The sequence below is a fragment of the Paraburkholderia jirisanensis genome (genome assembly GCF_054782355.1).
In genome coordinates, this window is the sequence record NZ_BAAGSQ010000029.1 from 241154 (window position 1) to 257692 (window position 16539).

At 65.4% G+C, this 16539-nt stretch carries 13 protein-coding genes and 1 tRNA gene; 3 read left to right on the forward strand and 11 right to left on the reverse strand.

The window, feature by feature from the left end:
* Positions 1-6: 6 nt before the first annotated feature.
* Positions 7-960 carry a tRNA (adenosine(37)-N6)-dimethylallyltransferase MiaA gene (gene miaA, locus ACYVNQ_RS26815; protein ID WP_460906535.1) on the reverse strand — a complete coding sequence of 318 codons (954 nt, stop codon included), beginning with the start codon at positions 958-960 and terminating at the stop codon, positions 7-9.
* A 184-nt stretch (positions 961-1144) separates the two neighbouring features.
* Positions 1145-3253, reverse strand: coding sequence for a DNA mismatch repair endonuclease MutL (mutL, locus tag ACYVNQ_RS26820; protein WP_460906537.1), 2109 nt, complete (start codon positions 3251-3253; stop codon positions 1145-1147).
* Between the two features lie 241 nt (positions 3254-3494).
* On the opposite strand from mutL, the gene ACYVNQ_RS26825 reads away from it, so the two are divergent.
* Positions 3495-4187 carry a DedA family protein gene (locus ACYVNQ_RS26825; protein ID WP_460906539.1) on the forward strand — a complete coding sequence of 231 codons (693 nt, stop codon included), beginning with the start codon at positions 3495-3497 and terminating at the stop codon, positions 4185-4187.
* Between the two features lie 61 nt (positions 4188-4248).
* On the opposite strand, the gene ACYVNQ_RS26830 is transcribed toward ACYVNQ_RS26825, so the two are convergent.
* From ACYVNQ_RS26830 to ACYVNQ_RS26865, 8 genes are all read right to left on the reverse strand, one after another.
* Positions 4249-5061 carry a mechanosensitive ion channel family protein gene (locus tag ACYVNQ_RS26830; RefSeq protein WP_460906541.1) on the reverse strand — a complete coding sequence of 271 codons (813 nt, stop codon included), beginning with the start codon at positions 5059-5061 and terminating at the stop codon, positions 4249-4251.
* 353 nt (positions 5062-5414) lie between these two features.
* The gene (locus tag ACYVNQ_RS26835; protein ID WP_460906543.1) at positions 5415-5798 is read right to left on the reverse strand and encodes a hypothetical protein; all 384 of its coding nucleotides are present in this window, start codon (positions 5796-5798) and stop codon (positions 5415-5417) included.
* A gap of 212 nt (positions 5799-6010) precedes the next feature.
* Positions 6011-7534, reverse strand: coding sequence for an MFS transporter (locus ACYVNQ_RS26840; protein WP_460906545.1), 1524 nt, complete (start codon positions 7532-7534; stop codon positions 6011-6013).
* A gap of 294 nt (positions 7535-7828) precedes the next feature.
* Entirely contained in the window at positions 7829-8620 is a 792-nt protein-coding gene (locus ACYVNQ_RS26845) for a class I SAM-dependent methyltransferase (RefSeq protein ID WP_460906547.1), read from the reverse strand.
* 10 nt (positions 8621-8630) lie between these two features.
* Positions 8631-9962 carry a tricarballylate/proton symporter TcuC gene (gene tcuC, locus ACYVNQ_RS26850; protein WP_460906549.1) on the reverse strand — a complete coding sequence of 444 codons (1332 nt, stop codon included), beginning with the start codon at positions 9960-9962 and terminating at the stop codon, positions 8631-8633.
* Positions 9963-10060: 98 nt separating this feature from the next.
* A complete protein-coding gene (gene tcuB, locus ACYVNQ_RS26855) occupies positions 10061-11296 on the reverse strand; it encodes a tricarballylate utilization 4Fe-4S protein TcuB (protein ID WP_460906551.1) in 1236 nt (411 codons plus the stop codon).
* Positions 11283-12737: an FAD-dependent tricarballylate dehydrogenase TcuA gene (gene tcuA / locus ACYVNQ_RS26860; RefSeq protein WP_460906553.1), complete on the reverse strand. Its 1455-nt coding sequence runs from the start codon at positions 12735-12737 to the stop codon at positions 11283-11285. The genes tcuB and tcuA overlap by 14 nt, the downstream gene beginning before the upstream one ends.
* Before the next feature lie 113 nt (positions 12738-12850).
* Positions 12851-13771, reverse strand: coding sequence for a LysR family transcriptional regulator (locus ACYVNQ_RS26865; RefSeq protein WP_460906555.1), 921 nt, complete (start codon positions 13769-13771; stop codon positions 12851-12853).
* Positions 13772-14110: 339 nt separating this feature from the next.
* On the opposite strand from ACYVNQ_RS26865, the gene ACYVNQ_RS26870 reads away from it, so the two are divergent.
* Together ACYVNQ_RS26870 and ACYVNQ_RS26875 are read left to right on the forward strand one after the other, a co-directional pair.
* Positions 14111-15184 (forward strand): LacI family DNA-binding transcriptional regulator, encoded by a 1074-nt coding sequence (locus ACYVNQ_RS26870; RefSeq protein ID WP_460906557.1) that lies wholly within the window; start codon positions 14111-14113, stop codon positions 15182-15184.
* A 225-nt stretch (positions 15185-15409) separates the two neighbouring features.
* Positions 15410-16327: a DMT family transporter gene (locus ACYVNQ_RS26875; protein ID WP_460906559.1), complete on the forward strand. Its 918-nt coding sequence runs from the start codon at positions 15410-15412 to the stop codon at positions 16325-16327.
* Positions 16328-16391: 64 nt separating this feature from the next.
* Here ACYVNQ_RS26875 and ACYVNQ_RS26880 read toward each other — a convergent pair.
* Positions 16392-16467, reverse strand: a tRNA-Lys gene (locus ACYVNQ_RS26880).
* Positions 16468-16539: the final 72 nt, after the last annotated feature.

Sequence of the window (16539 nt, forward strand, 5' to 3'; positions counted from 1 at the left end):
CTGCCGCTAAGCCGCAATCACCCGTTCGAGCGCCGCCAACGCCCGCTGCGTCGCATCCGCCGCGCAACAATCGATCACGATGCGCTCCGGCATCGCGCGCAGCCACGTCAACTGGCGCTTGCACAGCTGGCGCGTCGCGAACACGCCTTTGTCGCGCATCGTCGCGTGGTCGATGGCGCCGTCGAGGTATTCCCATGCCTGCCGGTAGCCGACGCAGCGCATCGACGGCATGCCGGGATGCAGATCGCCGCGCGCGCGCAACCGCTCGACCTCGTCGATGAAACCGCCGGCCAGCATCGCGTCAAAGCGCACCGCGATGCGCGCGTGCAGCACCGCGCGGTCCGACGGCTCCAGCGCGACCGGCACGAAGCGATAGCGCGCCGCCTGCGCATCGACGCGCGTGGGCGCGTCGAGCAGATCGGACATCGGCTGTCCGCTCAGCATGAACACTTCGAGTGCGCGCTGGATGCGCTGCGCGTCGTTCGGAGCAAGCCGCGCCGCGGTACGCGGATCGACCGCGGCGAGCCGCGCGTGCAGCGCGGGCCAGCCGTCGCGCGCGGCATCGGCTTCGAGCTCCGCGCGCAGTTCGGCATGCGCGCCGGGCAGATCGTTGAGCCCCTGCGTGAGCGCCTTGTAGTACAGCATCGTGCCGCCCACCAGCAACGGCGTGCGGCCGCGCGCGACGATCTCATCGAGCGCGCGCAGTGCGTCGTGGCGGAAGTCCGAAGCGGAATACGCGTCGACGGGGTCGACGATATCGATCAGGTGATGCGGCACCTGCGCGCGTTCTTCGACGCTGGGTTTGGCGGTGCCGATGTCCATGCCGCGATAGACCAGCGCCGAATCGACACTGACGATTTCGCTCGCATGCCGCGCCGCGAACGCGAGTGCCGCGGCGGTCTTGCCGGACGCGGTCGGGCCGAGCAGGCAGGCGACCGGCAGAGGGGTTGCCGATGTCATGCTGTGCCGCTGCTGAAAGTGCCCACGCCGTGTGGCTCGCCGTACGGCTCGTGCTGCCTGCGCGCGCCAAGCCCGTTTCCGCTGCCGCAGCGATGCCGTTCGCTTGCGTTGCCATCGCGCAGCGCCTGCACTGCGCACGTCATGCCCGCACGCGCGCAGCCGGCATTCAACCGATCCCGCCCGCTCATTGGCCGCGCATGAACAAACGGTCGAGATCCGGCAGCGTCAACTGGAACCACGTCGGCCGTCCATGATTGCACTGATCCCCGCGTTCGGTGGCTTCCATCTGCCGCAACAGCGCGTTCATCTCATCGAGCGTCAGGCGCCGGTTCGCGCGCACCGCGTGATGACAGGCGAGCGTCCCGAGCAGTTCGTGCTGACGTTCGGTCAGCACGCGCGAGCCGCCGTACGCGTGCAGATCGGCGAGCACCGCGCGCGCGAGCACGGCCAGATCGGCGTCTTTCAGCAACGCGGGAACGGCGCGAATCGCGATCGAAGTCGGTGACAGAACGGCCAGATCGAAGCCGAGCGCATCGAGCGTTTCCCGCTCTTCATCGACGATGCCGATCTCGACCGGATCGGCCTGCATCGATTGCGGAATCAGCAGCGGCTGGACCGCGATGGTGCGCTCGGAAAGCGCGTGCTTGAACTGCTCGTACAGGATGCGTTCATGCGCCGCGTGCATATCGACGATCACAAGGCCGCGCACGTTCTGCGCGAGCACGTAGATGCCGTGGATCTGACCGAGCGCGAAGCCGAGCGGTTGTTCGTCGGAGGTGTCGAAGCCAGGTGCGGGCGATGCAGCTTGTGGTCCGAAGCGCGACGGCAGATCGCTTTCGTCGCGCACTTCGAAGCTCGTCGTGCCGTGCGGTGTGCCGGCGCCGCTGTCCTTACGGCCGAATAGCGCGTCGTACAGCGCGAGCGGCTGCGCCACCGGCAGCGTGCCTTGCTTCATGCGCGCATCGCGCATCCAGAAGGCGCCGGGCTGCTGCGCTGCGCTGAAGCCGCTGGCGCCAGGGGTGCCGCCCGCGGCTGCGCCACCGCTGCTGCCAGTGCCGAAACCGGCCGCACCGCCTGCGCCTGCGCCAATGCCGCCGCCGAACCCGCCTGCGCCGCCCAGCGGAGTCGCGCCAAACGAAGCCGGGCCAGCCGCCTGAATATGTGCCGCATGCCCGCCCGCCGTGGTCTCCGGCGAAGCGCCCGCATGCCTCGCCAGCGCGCGCTGCACCGCATGGAACACGAACTGGTGAATCGAGCGCGAATCGCGAAACCGCACTTCGATCTTCGACGGATGCACGTTCACATCGACGGCTTCAGGCGGCAGATCGAGAAACAGCACATACGACGGATAGCGGTCGCCATGCAGCACGTCTTCATACGCGGCGCGCGCCGCATGCGTGAGCAGCTTGTCGCGCACGAAGCGGCCGTTGACGAAGAAATACTGCTGGTCCGCGCGGCCGCGGCTCGCAGTCGGCAGGCCCGCGCACCCATACACGGCGAGCGGCCCGGCGCCTTCGTCGAGCGGCAGATGCGCGGTGGCGAAGGTCTCGCCGAGAATCTTCGCGACCCGCACCGCCGGCTCGCTGGCATTCCAGTGCTCGACCGCGCGGCCGTTATGCAGCACCGAAATCGTCACATCCGGCCGCGCCAGCGCGACGCGGCGAACCATTTCGAGGCAATGGCCGAGTTCGGTCTGTTCGCTCTTCAGGAATTTGCGGCGCGCGGGCGTATTGAAGTACAGCTCGCGCACTTCGATGGTGGTGCCCTGGGTGCCTGCCGCGGGCGCCAACGTGCCAGTGTACGCATCGATACGCGTGGCATGCGGTGCGTCGCCCGTGCGGCTCGTGATGCTCATCTGCGCGACCGACGCGATCGATGCAAGTGCTTCACCGCGAAACCCGAGCGTCGCGACCGATTCGAGCTCGGCGAGCGAGCGGATCTTGCTGGTCGCGTGGCGCATCAGCGCGAGCGCCAGCTCGTTTTCGGGAATGCCGCAGCCGTCGTCGGTAATCGAGATGCGCTTCACCCCGCCTTCGTCGAGCAGGATGCGCAGCGTCTTCGCGCCGGCGTCGAGCGCATTTTCAAGCAGTTCCTTGACGACCGACGCAGGCCGTTCGACCACTTCGCCTGCCGCGATCTGGCTGATCAACTGATCGGGCAGCGGCTGGATCGCCCGCAGCGGGCGTACCGCTTCGTGCGCACGTACCGGACGGGCCGCGTCGGCGGGCGCGGCAGCCGGCACCACGGAAGCTTCCGTGGCCGGCCCGGCTGACTTTTCGCTGAATTCGGACATGGCGGAATTATAGCGATTCGCCGCGCACTGACCGCGATGCTCGGAGCGCTTCAGCGCCGTGCTCATATTTTCTTAATATTGCCTATGGCACTTTCGGTATCATGGCGCGGTCAATGGGGCGGTACAGGCGTGTCGCGACGCGCTCGCCAACACCGCGTCCGACAGCGTCTGACGTGCCGCCGCATCAACAACGATCGCCGCACCGGCTCCACGCGATGCGCACTATTGAGAGGATGCTTTTTTGGATACGCTGCTGCAGTTCGCCAACCTGGTCTTGCATATCGACACGTTCCTCGGCGAGTTCATTCGCCAGTACGGATCGTGGGTGTATGCGGTGCTGTTCCTGATTATTTTCTGCGAGACCGGTCTGGTGGTGCTGCCGTTTCTGCCTGGCGATTCGCTGCTGTTTATTGGCGGCGCATTCTGCGCAAGCGGCGAGATGAGCGTCGGTTTGCTGATCGTGCTGCTGGTAGTGGCGGCGGTGACGGGCAACACGGTCAACTACCTGATCGGCCGCTCGCTCGGCTCGAAGGTGTTCGACTCGCATATACCGGTGCTCGAACGCTTTCTCGATCGCGAAGCGCTGCGCAAGACGCATAACTTCTACGAGCGCCATGGCGGCAAGACCATCGTGCTGGCGCGCTTCATTCCGGTGGTGCGGACTTTCGCGCCGTTCGTGGCCGGCGCATCGCAGATGAGCGTGCAGCGCTTCCAGTTGTTCAACATCGCGGGTGCGCTGTTCTGGGTGTTGCTGCTGGTGCTGCTGGGCTACTTTTTCGGCAATATCCCGTTTATCCGCCAGTACCTGAACGTGATCGTGCTGGTCGGGATCGGCGCGGCCGTGGTGCCGGTTGCGCTCGGTGCGCTGTGGAAGATGACGCGCCGCCGCGATGCGGCTTCGGGGACGCCGCGCAAGCCTGACGCCGGGCATTGATGAACCCGCGCCCGGCGTCCGCGCCGGGCATGCCTTCGGGTATGGCTTCGGGTATGCCTTCTTATGCCACCGTACGCCGTACCACCGGTGTCTCCGGCGTCGGATATCCAGCGTTCCTGAACGTCTCGACGATCGCGCGGTTCGTATCGAAGTAAACCTGCCAGTAGTTGCTGTTGTGCGCATACGGGCGCACACACAGCAGCGGCCCTTCCGGCGTAAACGACAGCACTTCGATATCGGGCGGCGGGCTTTCCACCACGTTCGGAATCTTCACGACTGCCTCGCGCAAGCGGTTCGCCGCATCGATCGGATCGACGCCGTTGGCGATCTTCGCGGTCAGCTCGACGCGCCGCACCGGCAGCGCGCTGTAGTTCGAGATGGTGTCCGAGAAGATCTTGTTGTTGCCGACGATCGTCGTCACGTTGTCGGGCGTGATGATGGTGGTGCCGAACAGGCCCAGCTCCTGAACCGTGCCCGTCACGCCGCCCGCGGTGACGAAGTCGCCGACCTTGAACGGCCGCAGCACCTGCATGAATACGCCTGCTGCGAAGTGCGCGAGCAGTCCGCCCCATGCGGTACCGATCGCGAGGCCGAGGCCCGCGAGCAAGGCTGCGAACGACGTGGTCTGCACGCCGAACACCTGCAAGATCGCCAGCACCAGCAGCAGGTTCAGCACCGAGCCGAGAATCGAGCCGAGATAATGCGCGAGCGTCGGATCGACGCGACCGTTGCGCTTGAGCATCGCGCCCAGCAGTCGGATCACGAGTCCGATTACCCAGCGGCCGATGATCCACAAAACGATGGCGGCCAGTACCTTGGTCCCGAAGTCGATGCCCCGGGTCATCAGGAATACGCGTACGGTCTCAAGGTCCACGATGTCCTCGTTCGATTCAGTTGCGTCGGTTGTGTGGTTTGCGCATGCTCGACGGCTGCCGTAACGGCTAGCCGTACCGGCTGATGCGATGCGGCACTGAGCGGCGCTCAGTCTTGCATGGTTATGTGTAAATACCGCGAACGGCCAGCAAAGGAAGGGCACACTGCGTGAACGTGACAGGCGTGGTTCAAGGCCCGCGCACTCCGGGAGTTATAGCCGACGGCGTGCCCCATAGCAAGGAAGATTCCCGCACGCACGGCCATGCTGCGCCGCGCCTGCAGGCAACGCCTGCGGCTCGATAGACGCGTATCCAGGGGCGACCTGGGCTGATCTGCCGAGCGGCGTTGGCGCTGTCAGGACGGCAGGCGGGGGCGCGCAAGGCGCGCGATTTCGATGCTGTCGACATCTTGTGAGCGCGCTTTGCGTTTCGCGGCGAGCCAGCGGGCCGCGCATAGCGCGCCGGCGCCGACGCTTGCATAGGCCAACGCGCGCCCGGCGAAGGCATCGCCGGTGCTGAAGCGGCCGTAACGCTGCTGCGCATCGGCAAACACGACGAAGGTCAATACGGAATCGAATGCGAGGGTGCACGCCGCCATCAGTGCGATCAGTGCGAATACGCGGCAGCCGTCGAGCGCCGCGTGTGGAGCCAGGTAGTTGAGCGCGCAACAAATGCACAACACAACGGCGAGCAACGCCAGACTCCAGAACAGACCCAACAGGAAATTCAACATCGTCACCAACCGGAAAGCGCCATCGATGGGCTTCGCGCGGGCAACGTCATGGAACTGTTGCAACCCGCATCGCGAAGCGGCGCGCGATCATTGCATGGCTTTTTCTCTCAATAAAGGTCGGCGTGCAGCGTGCGCACGCGCCGGGCGGATGCCTATGAAAAAGGGCCGCCGTTGATGCCCGGCGGCCCTTGTGAATCACATCGACGTATGGCTGGCGCCTAGTGTCCTGCGAGTGCCGATGCGCTCGATGCTGCAGCCGATGGCGCGAAGTCTTCTGCGTCGACGTCGTAGCCCGACGGCTCCCAGCGGATCGCCAGCAGTGCGATCAGCCCGGCGAGCGGCGCAATCGCGATAATCCAGAACACGCGCGTGTGGAGCGCGGCGGCCAGTACCGGGAACAGAAACAGCGAGGCCGTCGAACTGGCGCGCATCAGCGTCTGGTTGAAGCCGACGCCGACGCCGCGCAGCGAGGTCGGATAGCTGAGCGACGCGAACGTCATGCTATGCGAGCCCGGACCGAATCCCTGGCCGAGCAGGAACGCGCCGAGTAGCGCGACAGCCAGCGCGACCTGCATACCGCCGGCCGGCTTGCCGACCATCGCGAGGCCGATCAGTGCGACCAGCTGGAATGTGTAGCCGAGCACGGTGGGTTTCCAGGCGCCGGTCTTCGGCACGGTGCGTACCGCGATCACGCCGCCGACGAACGCGAAGCCGAGATTGAGCACCAGCGACGCGAGAATCGTCGTCAGCATCGATTGCGCGAGGAAGCTCGAAATGATCACCGGCAAGCCGAACGCGACCGCGTTATACGCGAACGACGAGGCGACTGCGATCACCGTCGCGAGTACCGTGCGCCGCAGATAGACGCCGCGCAACAGCGTGCCGTAGTTCTTCCACGATGCGCCGCGGTGGGGTGTGGCTTGTGCCGCAGCATCGGCGAGTTGCGCTGCGGGGGCAACCTCGGCGTCGATACCGTACGAGCGCTTCAGGATCTGCGCCGCGCCGGCGAGGTCGCCCTGATTGGCGGCCCACACCGGCGATTCGCTGATGTAGCGGCTGCGAATCGCAATGATGATCAGCGCCGGTACCGCACCGAAGCCGAGAATCAGCCGCCACAACAGGCCTTGATGACTGGCTGGCAGCGTCGCATAGAAGGCCAGCACCAGCAGGTACGACACGCTGATCGCCGCGTACCACACAGGGCACCACATCGCGACGCGCGCGGCCTTGTTGCCGCGCCCGCGCAGCCGCGAGAACTCGGCGAGAAACGCCATCGCCACGGGCAGGTCGATACCGACGCCCAGACCCATCACGAAGCGCGCGCCACCCAGCACCCACGCGTTCGGTGCAAATGCACAGGCCAGCGCGGCGACCACGAAGAAGAACATATCGGCCATGAACACGCGGTAGCGGCCGATGCGGTCGGTCAGGAAACCGCCGAGACACGCGCCGACGATCGCGCCGAACGTGATCGCGGAGGCCACCAGACCGGTGCCGGTCGGCGTCAGCGAGAATTCGCGCGCAACGTCCTTCAGGCCGAACGCAAGCGCGCCGAGATCGTAGGCATCGAGGAACACGCCGCCAAGCGCGATCGCGACGACGATGCGCGCATCGCTGCCGGTTGCGGCGCCCTGGTTCACGAGGTGGGAGACGTCGGCCGCCGAGCGGATCACCGGGCGGCCGGCTTGAGCGGCAGCGCGTGCCGGGGCAGCGGCAAGTTCTGGAGCGAGGGAAGTGGGCATGCTGCGGATGCGCAAAACGCGCAAAAGGCGTGATGCTAGCGACGTGGCTTGTGGTGCGGCAAGGTTATTTTTGTTATTAGCTCATGCGTCCTGAATGCCGGAGCGGCAGGGGCTCCAGTGAGCGCGTGCTGGCCGGATCGGTTCGATGCGACTCGATGCGACTCGATGCGACTCGATGCGACTCGATGCGACTCGATGCGACTCGATGCGACTCGATGCGACAAGCGGTCTGCAATCCGATGGATCGCGATACTGATGATCCATCGATGCTTCAGCCGCAGCACCTCGTGCCCGTCAGCGCCGCGCAATCAGCGCAGTCGACTCCACCCATTCTTCCAGCCAGCCGTCGCGCGCATGGGCGTCGAGCAGCGGTTTCAGGCGGCCCAGCAGTTCATCGAGCCGCTCGCCAAGGTGACTGCGCGACAGGCTCGACATCGACTGCGGCCGCAGCATCAACGCGTCGACGGACACGCGCCGGCGTTCGATAGTCGAGATCCGCTCCAGCGCGGCGAACGGCGATTGCCTGAGCACCGCCTGATGGCCGACCCAATCGTCCGCCTTGCGCCGCGCGCGGGCCGGGTCCGCCTGCGAATATTCGTTGAGCAGGCTTTTGTACGCGGCCAGCCACGGCGCGCCGTCGCCGTCGGCCTGCGACGTCGCGAACAGCGCGAGCGCGCCGCCCGGCACGATCAGCTGGTCCAGGCGGTGCAACGTGTCGGCGCGGTCCATCCAGTGAAACGCGCGGCCGATCACGACGAGGTCAAACGCGCCGAGCGCAGGCGACAGGTCGTACGAACTGCCCGCACGGTACGCGATATTCGGCGCAATGCCCGCACCCAGTTCCGCCGCGATGCGCAGCATCTCGGGCTCGGGGTCCAGCGCGAGGCCGTCGGCAAGCCACGGCGCGAAGGCAAGCGACAACTGCCCCGGCCCACAGCCGAGATCGAGCAGCCGTTGCGAGCCGTCGAGGTTGCAGGCTTGCGCGACGCGCCGCACGAGGCGCGGCGAGTAAGCGGCGCGGCCCGCGAGATAGTGGGCCGCGGCATGCCTGAAGCGCTCATGCTCGAACGGGATCGGGTCACTCATCGCGCGCGCCTCAGGCGGCGTCCATCATCCGCTCGGCGACGCCGCCGCGTCGATACAGCGACAGTGTCGCGATCAGCCCGCACACCGCGGCGAAGCTCAGCCAGTACGCGGGCGCGGCCTTGTCGTGCGTCACTTCGATCAGGTAGGTCGACACCGCCGGCGTGAAGCCGCCGAAGATTGCCGTCGCGAGGCTATATGCCAGCGAGAAGCCCGCGACGCGCACCTGCACCGGCATCACCTCGGCCAGCGACACGACCATCGCACCGTTGTAGATACCGAAGAAGAACGAGAACCACATCAGCACCGCCAGCATGCGGCCGAAGCTCGGCGCCGACGCGAGCCACGACATCGACGGATAGGCGGTGAAGATCGTCAGGATCGTGATGGTGAGCAACAGCGGCTTGCGGCCGATGCGATCGGACAACTCGCCGCCGATCGGCAACCAGATGAAGTTCGCCACGCCGACACACAGCGTGACGATCAGGCTATCTTCAGTCGACAGCTTCAGCACGGTCCGGCCGAAAGTCGGCGTGTAGACGGTGATCAGATAGAACGTGGTGGTGGTCATCGCGACCAGCAGCATGCCGGCGAGCACCACGCGCCAGTTATCGGCCATCGAGCGGAAGATCTCGTTCACGCTCGGATGATGCGTGCGCTTCTGGAACGCTTCGGTTTCCTGCAGCGAGCGGCGCAGCATGAACAGGAACGGCACGATCATGCAGCCGATGAAAAACGGCACACGCCAGCCCCATGTATGCAGCGTGTCGGGCGGCAGCAGGCGGTTCAATGCAAAGCCGAGCGCCGCCGCGACGACGATCGCAACCTGCTGGCTGGCCGACTGCCAGCTCACATAAAAGCCTTTGCGGCCGGGCGTGGCCATTTCGGCCAGATAGACCGACACGCCGCCCAGTTCCGCGCCCGCCGAGAAGCCTTGCAGCAGCCGGCCGAGCAACACCAGCAGCGGCGCGAGCGCGCCGATCGTCGCGTAGCCGGGCACACAGGCGATCAGGATCGTGCCGCTTGCCATCAACGCGAGCGTGACGATCAGGCCTTTGCGGCGGCCGACCTTGTCGATGTAGGCGCCCAGCACGATTGCGCCGAGCGGACGCATCAGGAAGCCGGCGCCGAACACCGCAAAGGTCAGCATCAGCGAAGCGAATTCGCTGTCGGTCGGGAAGAATACTTTCGAGATGTAGGTGGCGTAAAAGCCGAACAGAAAGAAGTCGAATTGCTCAAGAAAGTTGCCGCTGGTCACGCGCAGTACCGCAGCGACCTTCGACCGAGGTGACTGTGTGGCAAGCGAGGCCGGGGTGGTCGAGGGGGGCACGATATTTGTCTCCATGATGTTTCCGGATAGCTTAGTTTGAACCTTGAGCGAGGCTGTTTCCTTTCATTAATGAAAGAAACGAGCCTCGCTGTGAGCGCGCCCCGTACGCTAACTCATTCCGATCCGAGCTTCAAATTGTTCGCTTGCCGTTTTTCGATTGAAGACTTCAATAGCGCTGCCGACCGATAGATTCCGTGCGCGAATTTGCCGTAGGGCAGCGTGGCGAACAACGCGATCACGATGCCCAGATGCACCGCGAGCAGCCAGGCCATCGCCGTGCTGTCGCGCCATCCAAGCAGCGCGAGACCGCTCGCCGCGGTCAGCAGCAACAGCGCGATAAAGCCGCGGTCCATCGGTTTCTGCCTGGCATCGCCGTGTTCGGGGTGGCGCTGCAGGTTCAGCCACAACAGGCCGGCCGGTCCGACAATCAGGCCGATCCCGCCGAACGTGCCGAGCAGCACCGGCAGGCTGACGAGCGGATAGGGCGCGTGCAGATCGAGCAAATAGTGATAAAACGTTGCGACCACCGTCGACGCGAAACACAGCATGAAGCCGTAGAACGTGAAGTGATGAAAGCGGCGGCGCGCGAGCGTGAAGCGGTCGTCGGCTTCGTTGCAGCCGTCGCCATGGCCGCCGTCCAGGTACTTGAGGCTCAGCACGTGGTGGGTTGCTTCCGCAACCGCCGCCGCTGACGCCGTGCCTGCCGACACGTCTTTCCAGAAGCGCGTCACGCCGATGCCGAGCGACACGATGGCCAGCGCGAACACGGCACCGAACAGCAGCGCCAACAGGTTGTGCGGAAAGATTGCATAGAAGTTGCCGGCGAGCGGCGTGCCGAACGCGGCACCCTGCAGCGCGACACCCAATGCCAGAAACAGTGCAAGGCCGCCGGCCAGCGCAAGCGCGACGGTCAGGCCATTGCGCTTGTACAGCGCGCCCAATGCAGCGGGTACGGCGTATTCGCTATACGTGTCGAGGCGCACCTTCGCCATCGCCTGCGGCACGTTGACCGCGAACTCGTGAGGCGGCGCGTACTGGCACGCGTGATAGCACGCTCCGCAGTTATGGCATAGGTTCGCGAGGTAGTTCACGTCGGCCTTGCCGAACTCGAGGCGGCGCGTCATCGCCGGGAACACCGCGCAAAAGCCCTCGCAATAGCGGCATGCATTGCAGATCTGCATCTGCCGCGCGACTTCGGTTTCGTTGGCGGTCAGCGGCTGGATGCGAATCACGGGATGCGGCTTGTTGTTCGCAGAGTGTGCGGGCTGGTCGCCGTCATTGCCGCCATTGCCGTCGTTGCCGGATGCGAGCGGCTGCGCGTCATGCGCGAGTGCTTCAGGCTTGTGCACGGTGAACTCCCTTCGATGCGCCGGCGGCGTGCGTTGTCTCTCTTGTTTGCAGGGTTGGCGCGTGGTGCGCCGCGTGTGCGGCTTCGGTACCCGCGATGCGGCCGAACGCGGTGCCGATCGACATGCCGACGCCCGCCGTATAACCCTTGCCGAGCACATTGCCCGCCATCATCTCGCCGGCCACGAACAGGTTGTCGCTCGGCATGCCGTTGAAGTGCACCTGCGCGCGATCGTTAACCTTCAGGCCGAGGTAGGTGAACGTGATGCCGGGCCGCAGCGGGTACGCATAGAACGGCGGCTTGTCGATCGGCAGTGCCCAGTGCGTTTTCGGCGGCGTAAGACCGGCGGTGTGGCAGTTGTCGAGCGCGGTGTGGTCGAAAGTGCCGGGCTGGCACGCGGCGTTGTATGCGTCGATGGTGGCGAGCAACGGTGCTTCCGGCAGTCCCAGCTGGCGCGCGAGCTCGGGCAGCGTATCCGCTTGTGTGCCTGGAAACACCGGCGGCATAAAGCGCCCCACCGCTTGCGAATCGATGATCGAATAGCCGATCTGGCCGGGCTGCTGCGCGACGAGGCGACCCCAGATCGCATAACGCTTCGGCCAGAAGTCTTCGCCCTCGTCATAGAAGCGTTGCGCATCGCGATTGACCACCACGCCAAGCGATACGCAATCGATGCGCGTGCAGATGCCGCCGTCGTACAGCGGCGCGCGCGCGTCGATCGCTACGCAGTGCGATTGCGCCGGGTCGCCGATCATGTCCGCGCCGGCATCGATCATGTAGCGCAACAGCACTCCCATGTTGAAGCGCGTGCCGCGAATCAGGAAGTTGTCCGCGGGCCATTCGCCGCGCTCGTTTTGCCCCCATGCTTCGCGCAGCCACGCACGGTTCGATTCGAAGCCGCCGGCCGCCAGTACGCAGGCGCGCGCTTCGAAGCGCGTGGTACCGCTGTTCGCGGCGACGAAGCGGCCGTCCTGCAACTCGATCGAATCGACCGGCGTGTCATAGCGGATCTGCACACCGAGCGCTTCGGCGCTGCGGTAATACGCATTGACGAGCGCCTTGCCGCCGCCCATGAAAAACGCATTGGTGCGCGCCACGTGCAGCGCGCCCGACAACGGCGGCTGGAAGCGCACGCCGTGCTTGACCATCCACGGCCGGCAGGTGGACGAAGCGCGGATCGTCAGGCGCGCGAGCGCTTCGTTGGTGATGCCGCCGGTGACCTTCAGCAGATCCTGCCAGTACTCTTCTTCCGGGTAAGCTTCGACCAGCACGTCTTGCGGCGCGTCGTGCATGCAGCGCAGATTGCGCGTGTGCTGCGAGTTGCCGCCGCGCCACGCGCGCGGCGCAGATTCGAGCAGCAGCACCGAGGCGCCGGCTTCGCGCGCCATCAGCGCGGCGCATAGCGCGGCATTGCCGCCCCCGATGACGAGAACGTCGACCATGGTTGATGAGCCTCCTTCCTTTGTGGCTCCGAATGTAGTCGGCGCGGCGCGATGTCGCAATCAGGCGGCAGGCAATGGGTCTTCAGTTTTTGTGAAGACCTCGCGTGGCACGGTCAGCGTAAGGTCGCGCCGAGCCAGTGCCCGGCGCCGACCTGTTCGCGCGCGGTTTCGGCCAGTACGACACGTGCCGCCAGTCCGGCCGGCGACAGTTCGTCGTCGGAGACGCTGACCAGCAGATTGGGCCGCACGGCGTTCGCGTCGGCGAGCGGCACGCTGACGAGCCCCGCATATTCGGCGCGCGCCAGCGCCGCGCCCGGCTGGATCGTCGCGCCCAGGCCGCCGCGCACCGCATCCATCAGCATCGCGAGGCCGTCCACTTCGGCGACGATGCGCGGTTCGTATCGGGCCTGTCTGAACGACGCCGACAACAGCGTACGCAGCCCGTGCGGGCCACTCGGCAAGATCAGCGGCAAGGTGCCGAGCTTTGCGAGGCGCACCTGTTTGCCGCGCGGCATGCCCGCGAGGTCCGGTGTGCCGATTACGAACAGCCGCTCGTCGAGCAGCGGCATCACGCTCCAGCGCTGCGCCGGTTCCTCGTGAAAGAGAATCGCAAGGTCGATCTGCCGCGCGCCGAGCATCGACGACAGATAGCCGGACAGGCTCTCCACCATGCGCAGACGCACCTCCGGGTAGCGCTCGCGCATCGCGCGCATGAACGCGAGGCCAAGCACGCCGCTCGTACTTGGCGCGAGGCCCACACTCACGTGGCCCGACAGGCGCGCCTGCTGCGCGGCGAGCGCGGCGTCGTCGACGTGCCGCAGCGCGAGCTGCGCCTGGCGCCAGAACGCGAGGCCGGCATCGGTCGGCACGACGCCGCTCGAGGTGCGCTGCAACAGGCGCGTCGCCAGTTCGCTCTCGAGACGGCTGATCTGCTGGCTCAACGCAGACGTGACGATGCCGAGTTCGAGCGCGGCTTTGCCCATGCTGCCGTGCTCGACGACGCTGATGAAATATCGCAGTTGACGCAGTTCCATTCGCTTGCTCGCTTCTCTTTCGCGCTTCTCTTTCTCGCTTGCCCGCCGTCTCGCATGTTCCCGTTTTTCTTTTGCTGAGCGGCATTGTCCGGAGCGGGGGTGGAAAACGCAAATACGCGTGCAGGCGGAGGCCGGCCCGCAGTTTGGGATTCAGCAGCGATACGACCGGTTACTGCGAGCGGCACGCTTCGCTGTCTGCTGCACCTCGTGCGCGGCACATTCAATCAGGCGTTTTGTCCGCGTTGCAATACCGCCGCGGCGCAACGCAGCTGACGCGCTGACGTGCAATAGCGTGAGATACAATCCCGCATCGCAACCGTACCGCATGGATGTCTATCAGTGGAAAAGCGCGCACGCGCCGCCTCCGGCGGCAAGACCCGGCCGACCACAGGCAAGCCTCGCGCGGGCGGCACGGCGGTGCGCATGATCGACGTCGCGAAGGCCGCCAACGTGTCGCTGATGACGGTGTCGCGCGCACTGAACGAGCCGGACAAACTCTCCGAGGAAACGCGCAAGCTGGTGCTCGATACGATCCGCGAGATCGGTTACGTGCCGAATTCGATCGCGTCCAATCTCGCGTCGAACCGCTCGAACGTGGTCGGGCAGATCGTGCCCAGCATCCAGAACTCGTTGTATTCACATACGATGAAGGGCACCTCGGACGTGCTGCGCGCAGCCGGCATGCATCTGCTGATCGCCGACAGCGGCCATTCGCTCGAAGAGGAAGAGGCGCTGATTGGCGCCTTCGTTGCGCAGCGCGTATGCGGCCTGTTGCTGCACAACACCGTGCATACGCCGCGCGCGGTGCAGATTCTGCATCAGGCTGGCATCCCGGTGATCGAAACCGGCGACCTCGTGCGCAATCCGCTCGATTCCGTGATCAGCTACTCGAACTTCAATGCAGCGAAGCAGATGACGCTGTATCTGGCCGGGCGCGGTTATCGAACCATCGGCTTCGTCAGCTTGCCGATGCGCAACAACCCGCGTTCGAAGGAACGCCTGAAGGGTTACCACGCGGCCTTGACCGCGCTCGGGCGCGAGCGCAACCCCGCGCTGGTGTGCGAAGCGCAGCAGGGGCTCACGCCGGGCGCGGACGCGATGGTCGAGTTGATGCAGCGCGTGCCCGACATGGATGCGATCTTTTTCGCCGGCGACGTGCTGGCGGTCGGCGCGCTGTTCGAAGCGCAGCGGCGCGGCTGGAAGGTGCCGCAGCGCGTCGCGATTGCGGGCTTCGACGACCTGGACATTCTGCAGCACACCGTGCCGAAGCTCACTTGCCTGAATCTGCCGCGGCTCGACATCGGCCGGCGCAGCGCGGAGTATCTTTTGCAGCGCTTGCGTGGGGGTGATGCCGCGGCGGCGCCTGCGCGGCTCGATCTCGGCTTTGAGATCATCGAGCGCGAGAGTACCTGAGCGCGCCTGAGCATACCGGCTGACTGTCTCGCTGGTCGACGCGTGTGTCGCGTCGCTGTACTTCTTCATTCGCATGGCCCGGTGCGCGCTTCGACAGGTGTTGTCGATTGGTGCGACACTGTCGCCCTCGGCGGGCATCGCAAACAGCGGCTATCCAGCCGCATACCGATGCTGTGCAGCAAGTCTTCGTTTGTCGGATAGTCCATGCGAGATCGCGGCGTCGCAGTGTCGAAATCTTCCCCCGGAACACGCACGGCCGCGGACTGGCTTCCCCGCATCGCGCCGGTACTGTTCCTGTTGCTGTGGTCCACCGGCTTTCCACTCGCAAAGATGGGGCTTCGTTATGCGTCGCCGATGGCGTTGCTCGCGTTGCGCTTCGGTTTGAGCGTTGCCGTTCTGCTGCCGCTCTTTGTGATTCTGCGGCCGCCGCTGCCTCGCAACGCGGCGGCGTGGCGTCAGTTGATCGTCGCGGGCTTTCTGATCCAGACGCTGTATTTCGGCTTGAGCTATCTCGCGTTCAATGCGGGCATTTCGGCAGGTCTCGCCGCGCTGATCGCTTCGCTGCAACCGTTGCTCGTGTCGCTGCTCGCACCGAAACTGGTCGGCGAGCATATCGCGCTACGGCAGTGGGTCGGGCTGTTTCTTGGGCTGGCCGGCGCGGCGGGTGTGATCGTCGTGCGCTCGCGCGTCGAAGTCGAATCGCTGACGGGCATCGTGCTGATCACCGGTGCGCTGTTCGGCATCACGGCGGCGATGTTTTACGAGAAACGCTACGGCACGCCACAGCATCCGGTTACCGCGAATCTCGTGCAGTACACGGTCGGTTTCGTGACCTGCGGGCCGGCCGCGTTGTGGCTCGAGCATGCTCGCGTGCAGTGGACCGGTGAATTCGTGGCGGTGCTGGCTTATCTGGTGATCGGCAATTCGCTGGTGGCGATTTCGCTGCTACTGGCGATGTCGCGCGCGGGTAAGGTCTCGCGTGTGGCGACGCTGTTTCTGTTCGTGCCACCGCTGGCTGCCGCGATGTCGTGGCTGTTGCTCGGGGAAGCTATGCCGCCGTTGGCATGGGTCGCAATGGCGGTGGCCGCGGTGGGGGTGTTTATCGGGGCGTCGTCGGGTTCAGGCAAAACGGCGCACAAATGAGGCGGGCCAAAATGACGCGGCCAAATGAAAAGGGCTTAGCCGAAGCTAAGCCCTTTGAATCTTTTGGTAGGCCGTACGGGATTCGAACCTGTGACCAACGGATTAAAAGTCCGCTGCTCTACCAGCTGAGCTAACGACCCAAAAAGAGAAGCGAGATTATAGCGATAGGCTTGCCGCGGTGTCAAGCAAGCGCACCATCGACGTAGCGCCCG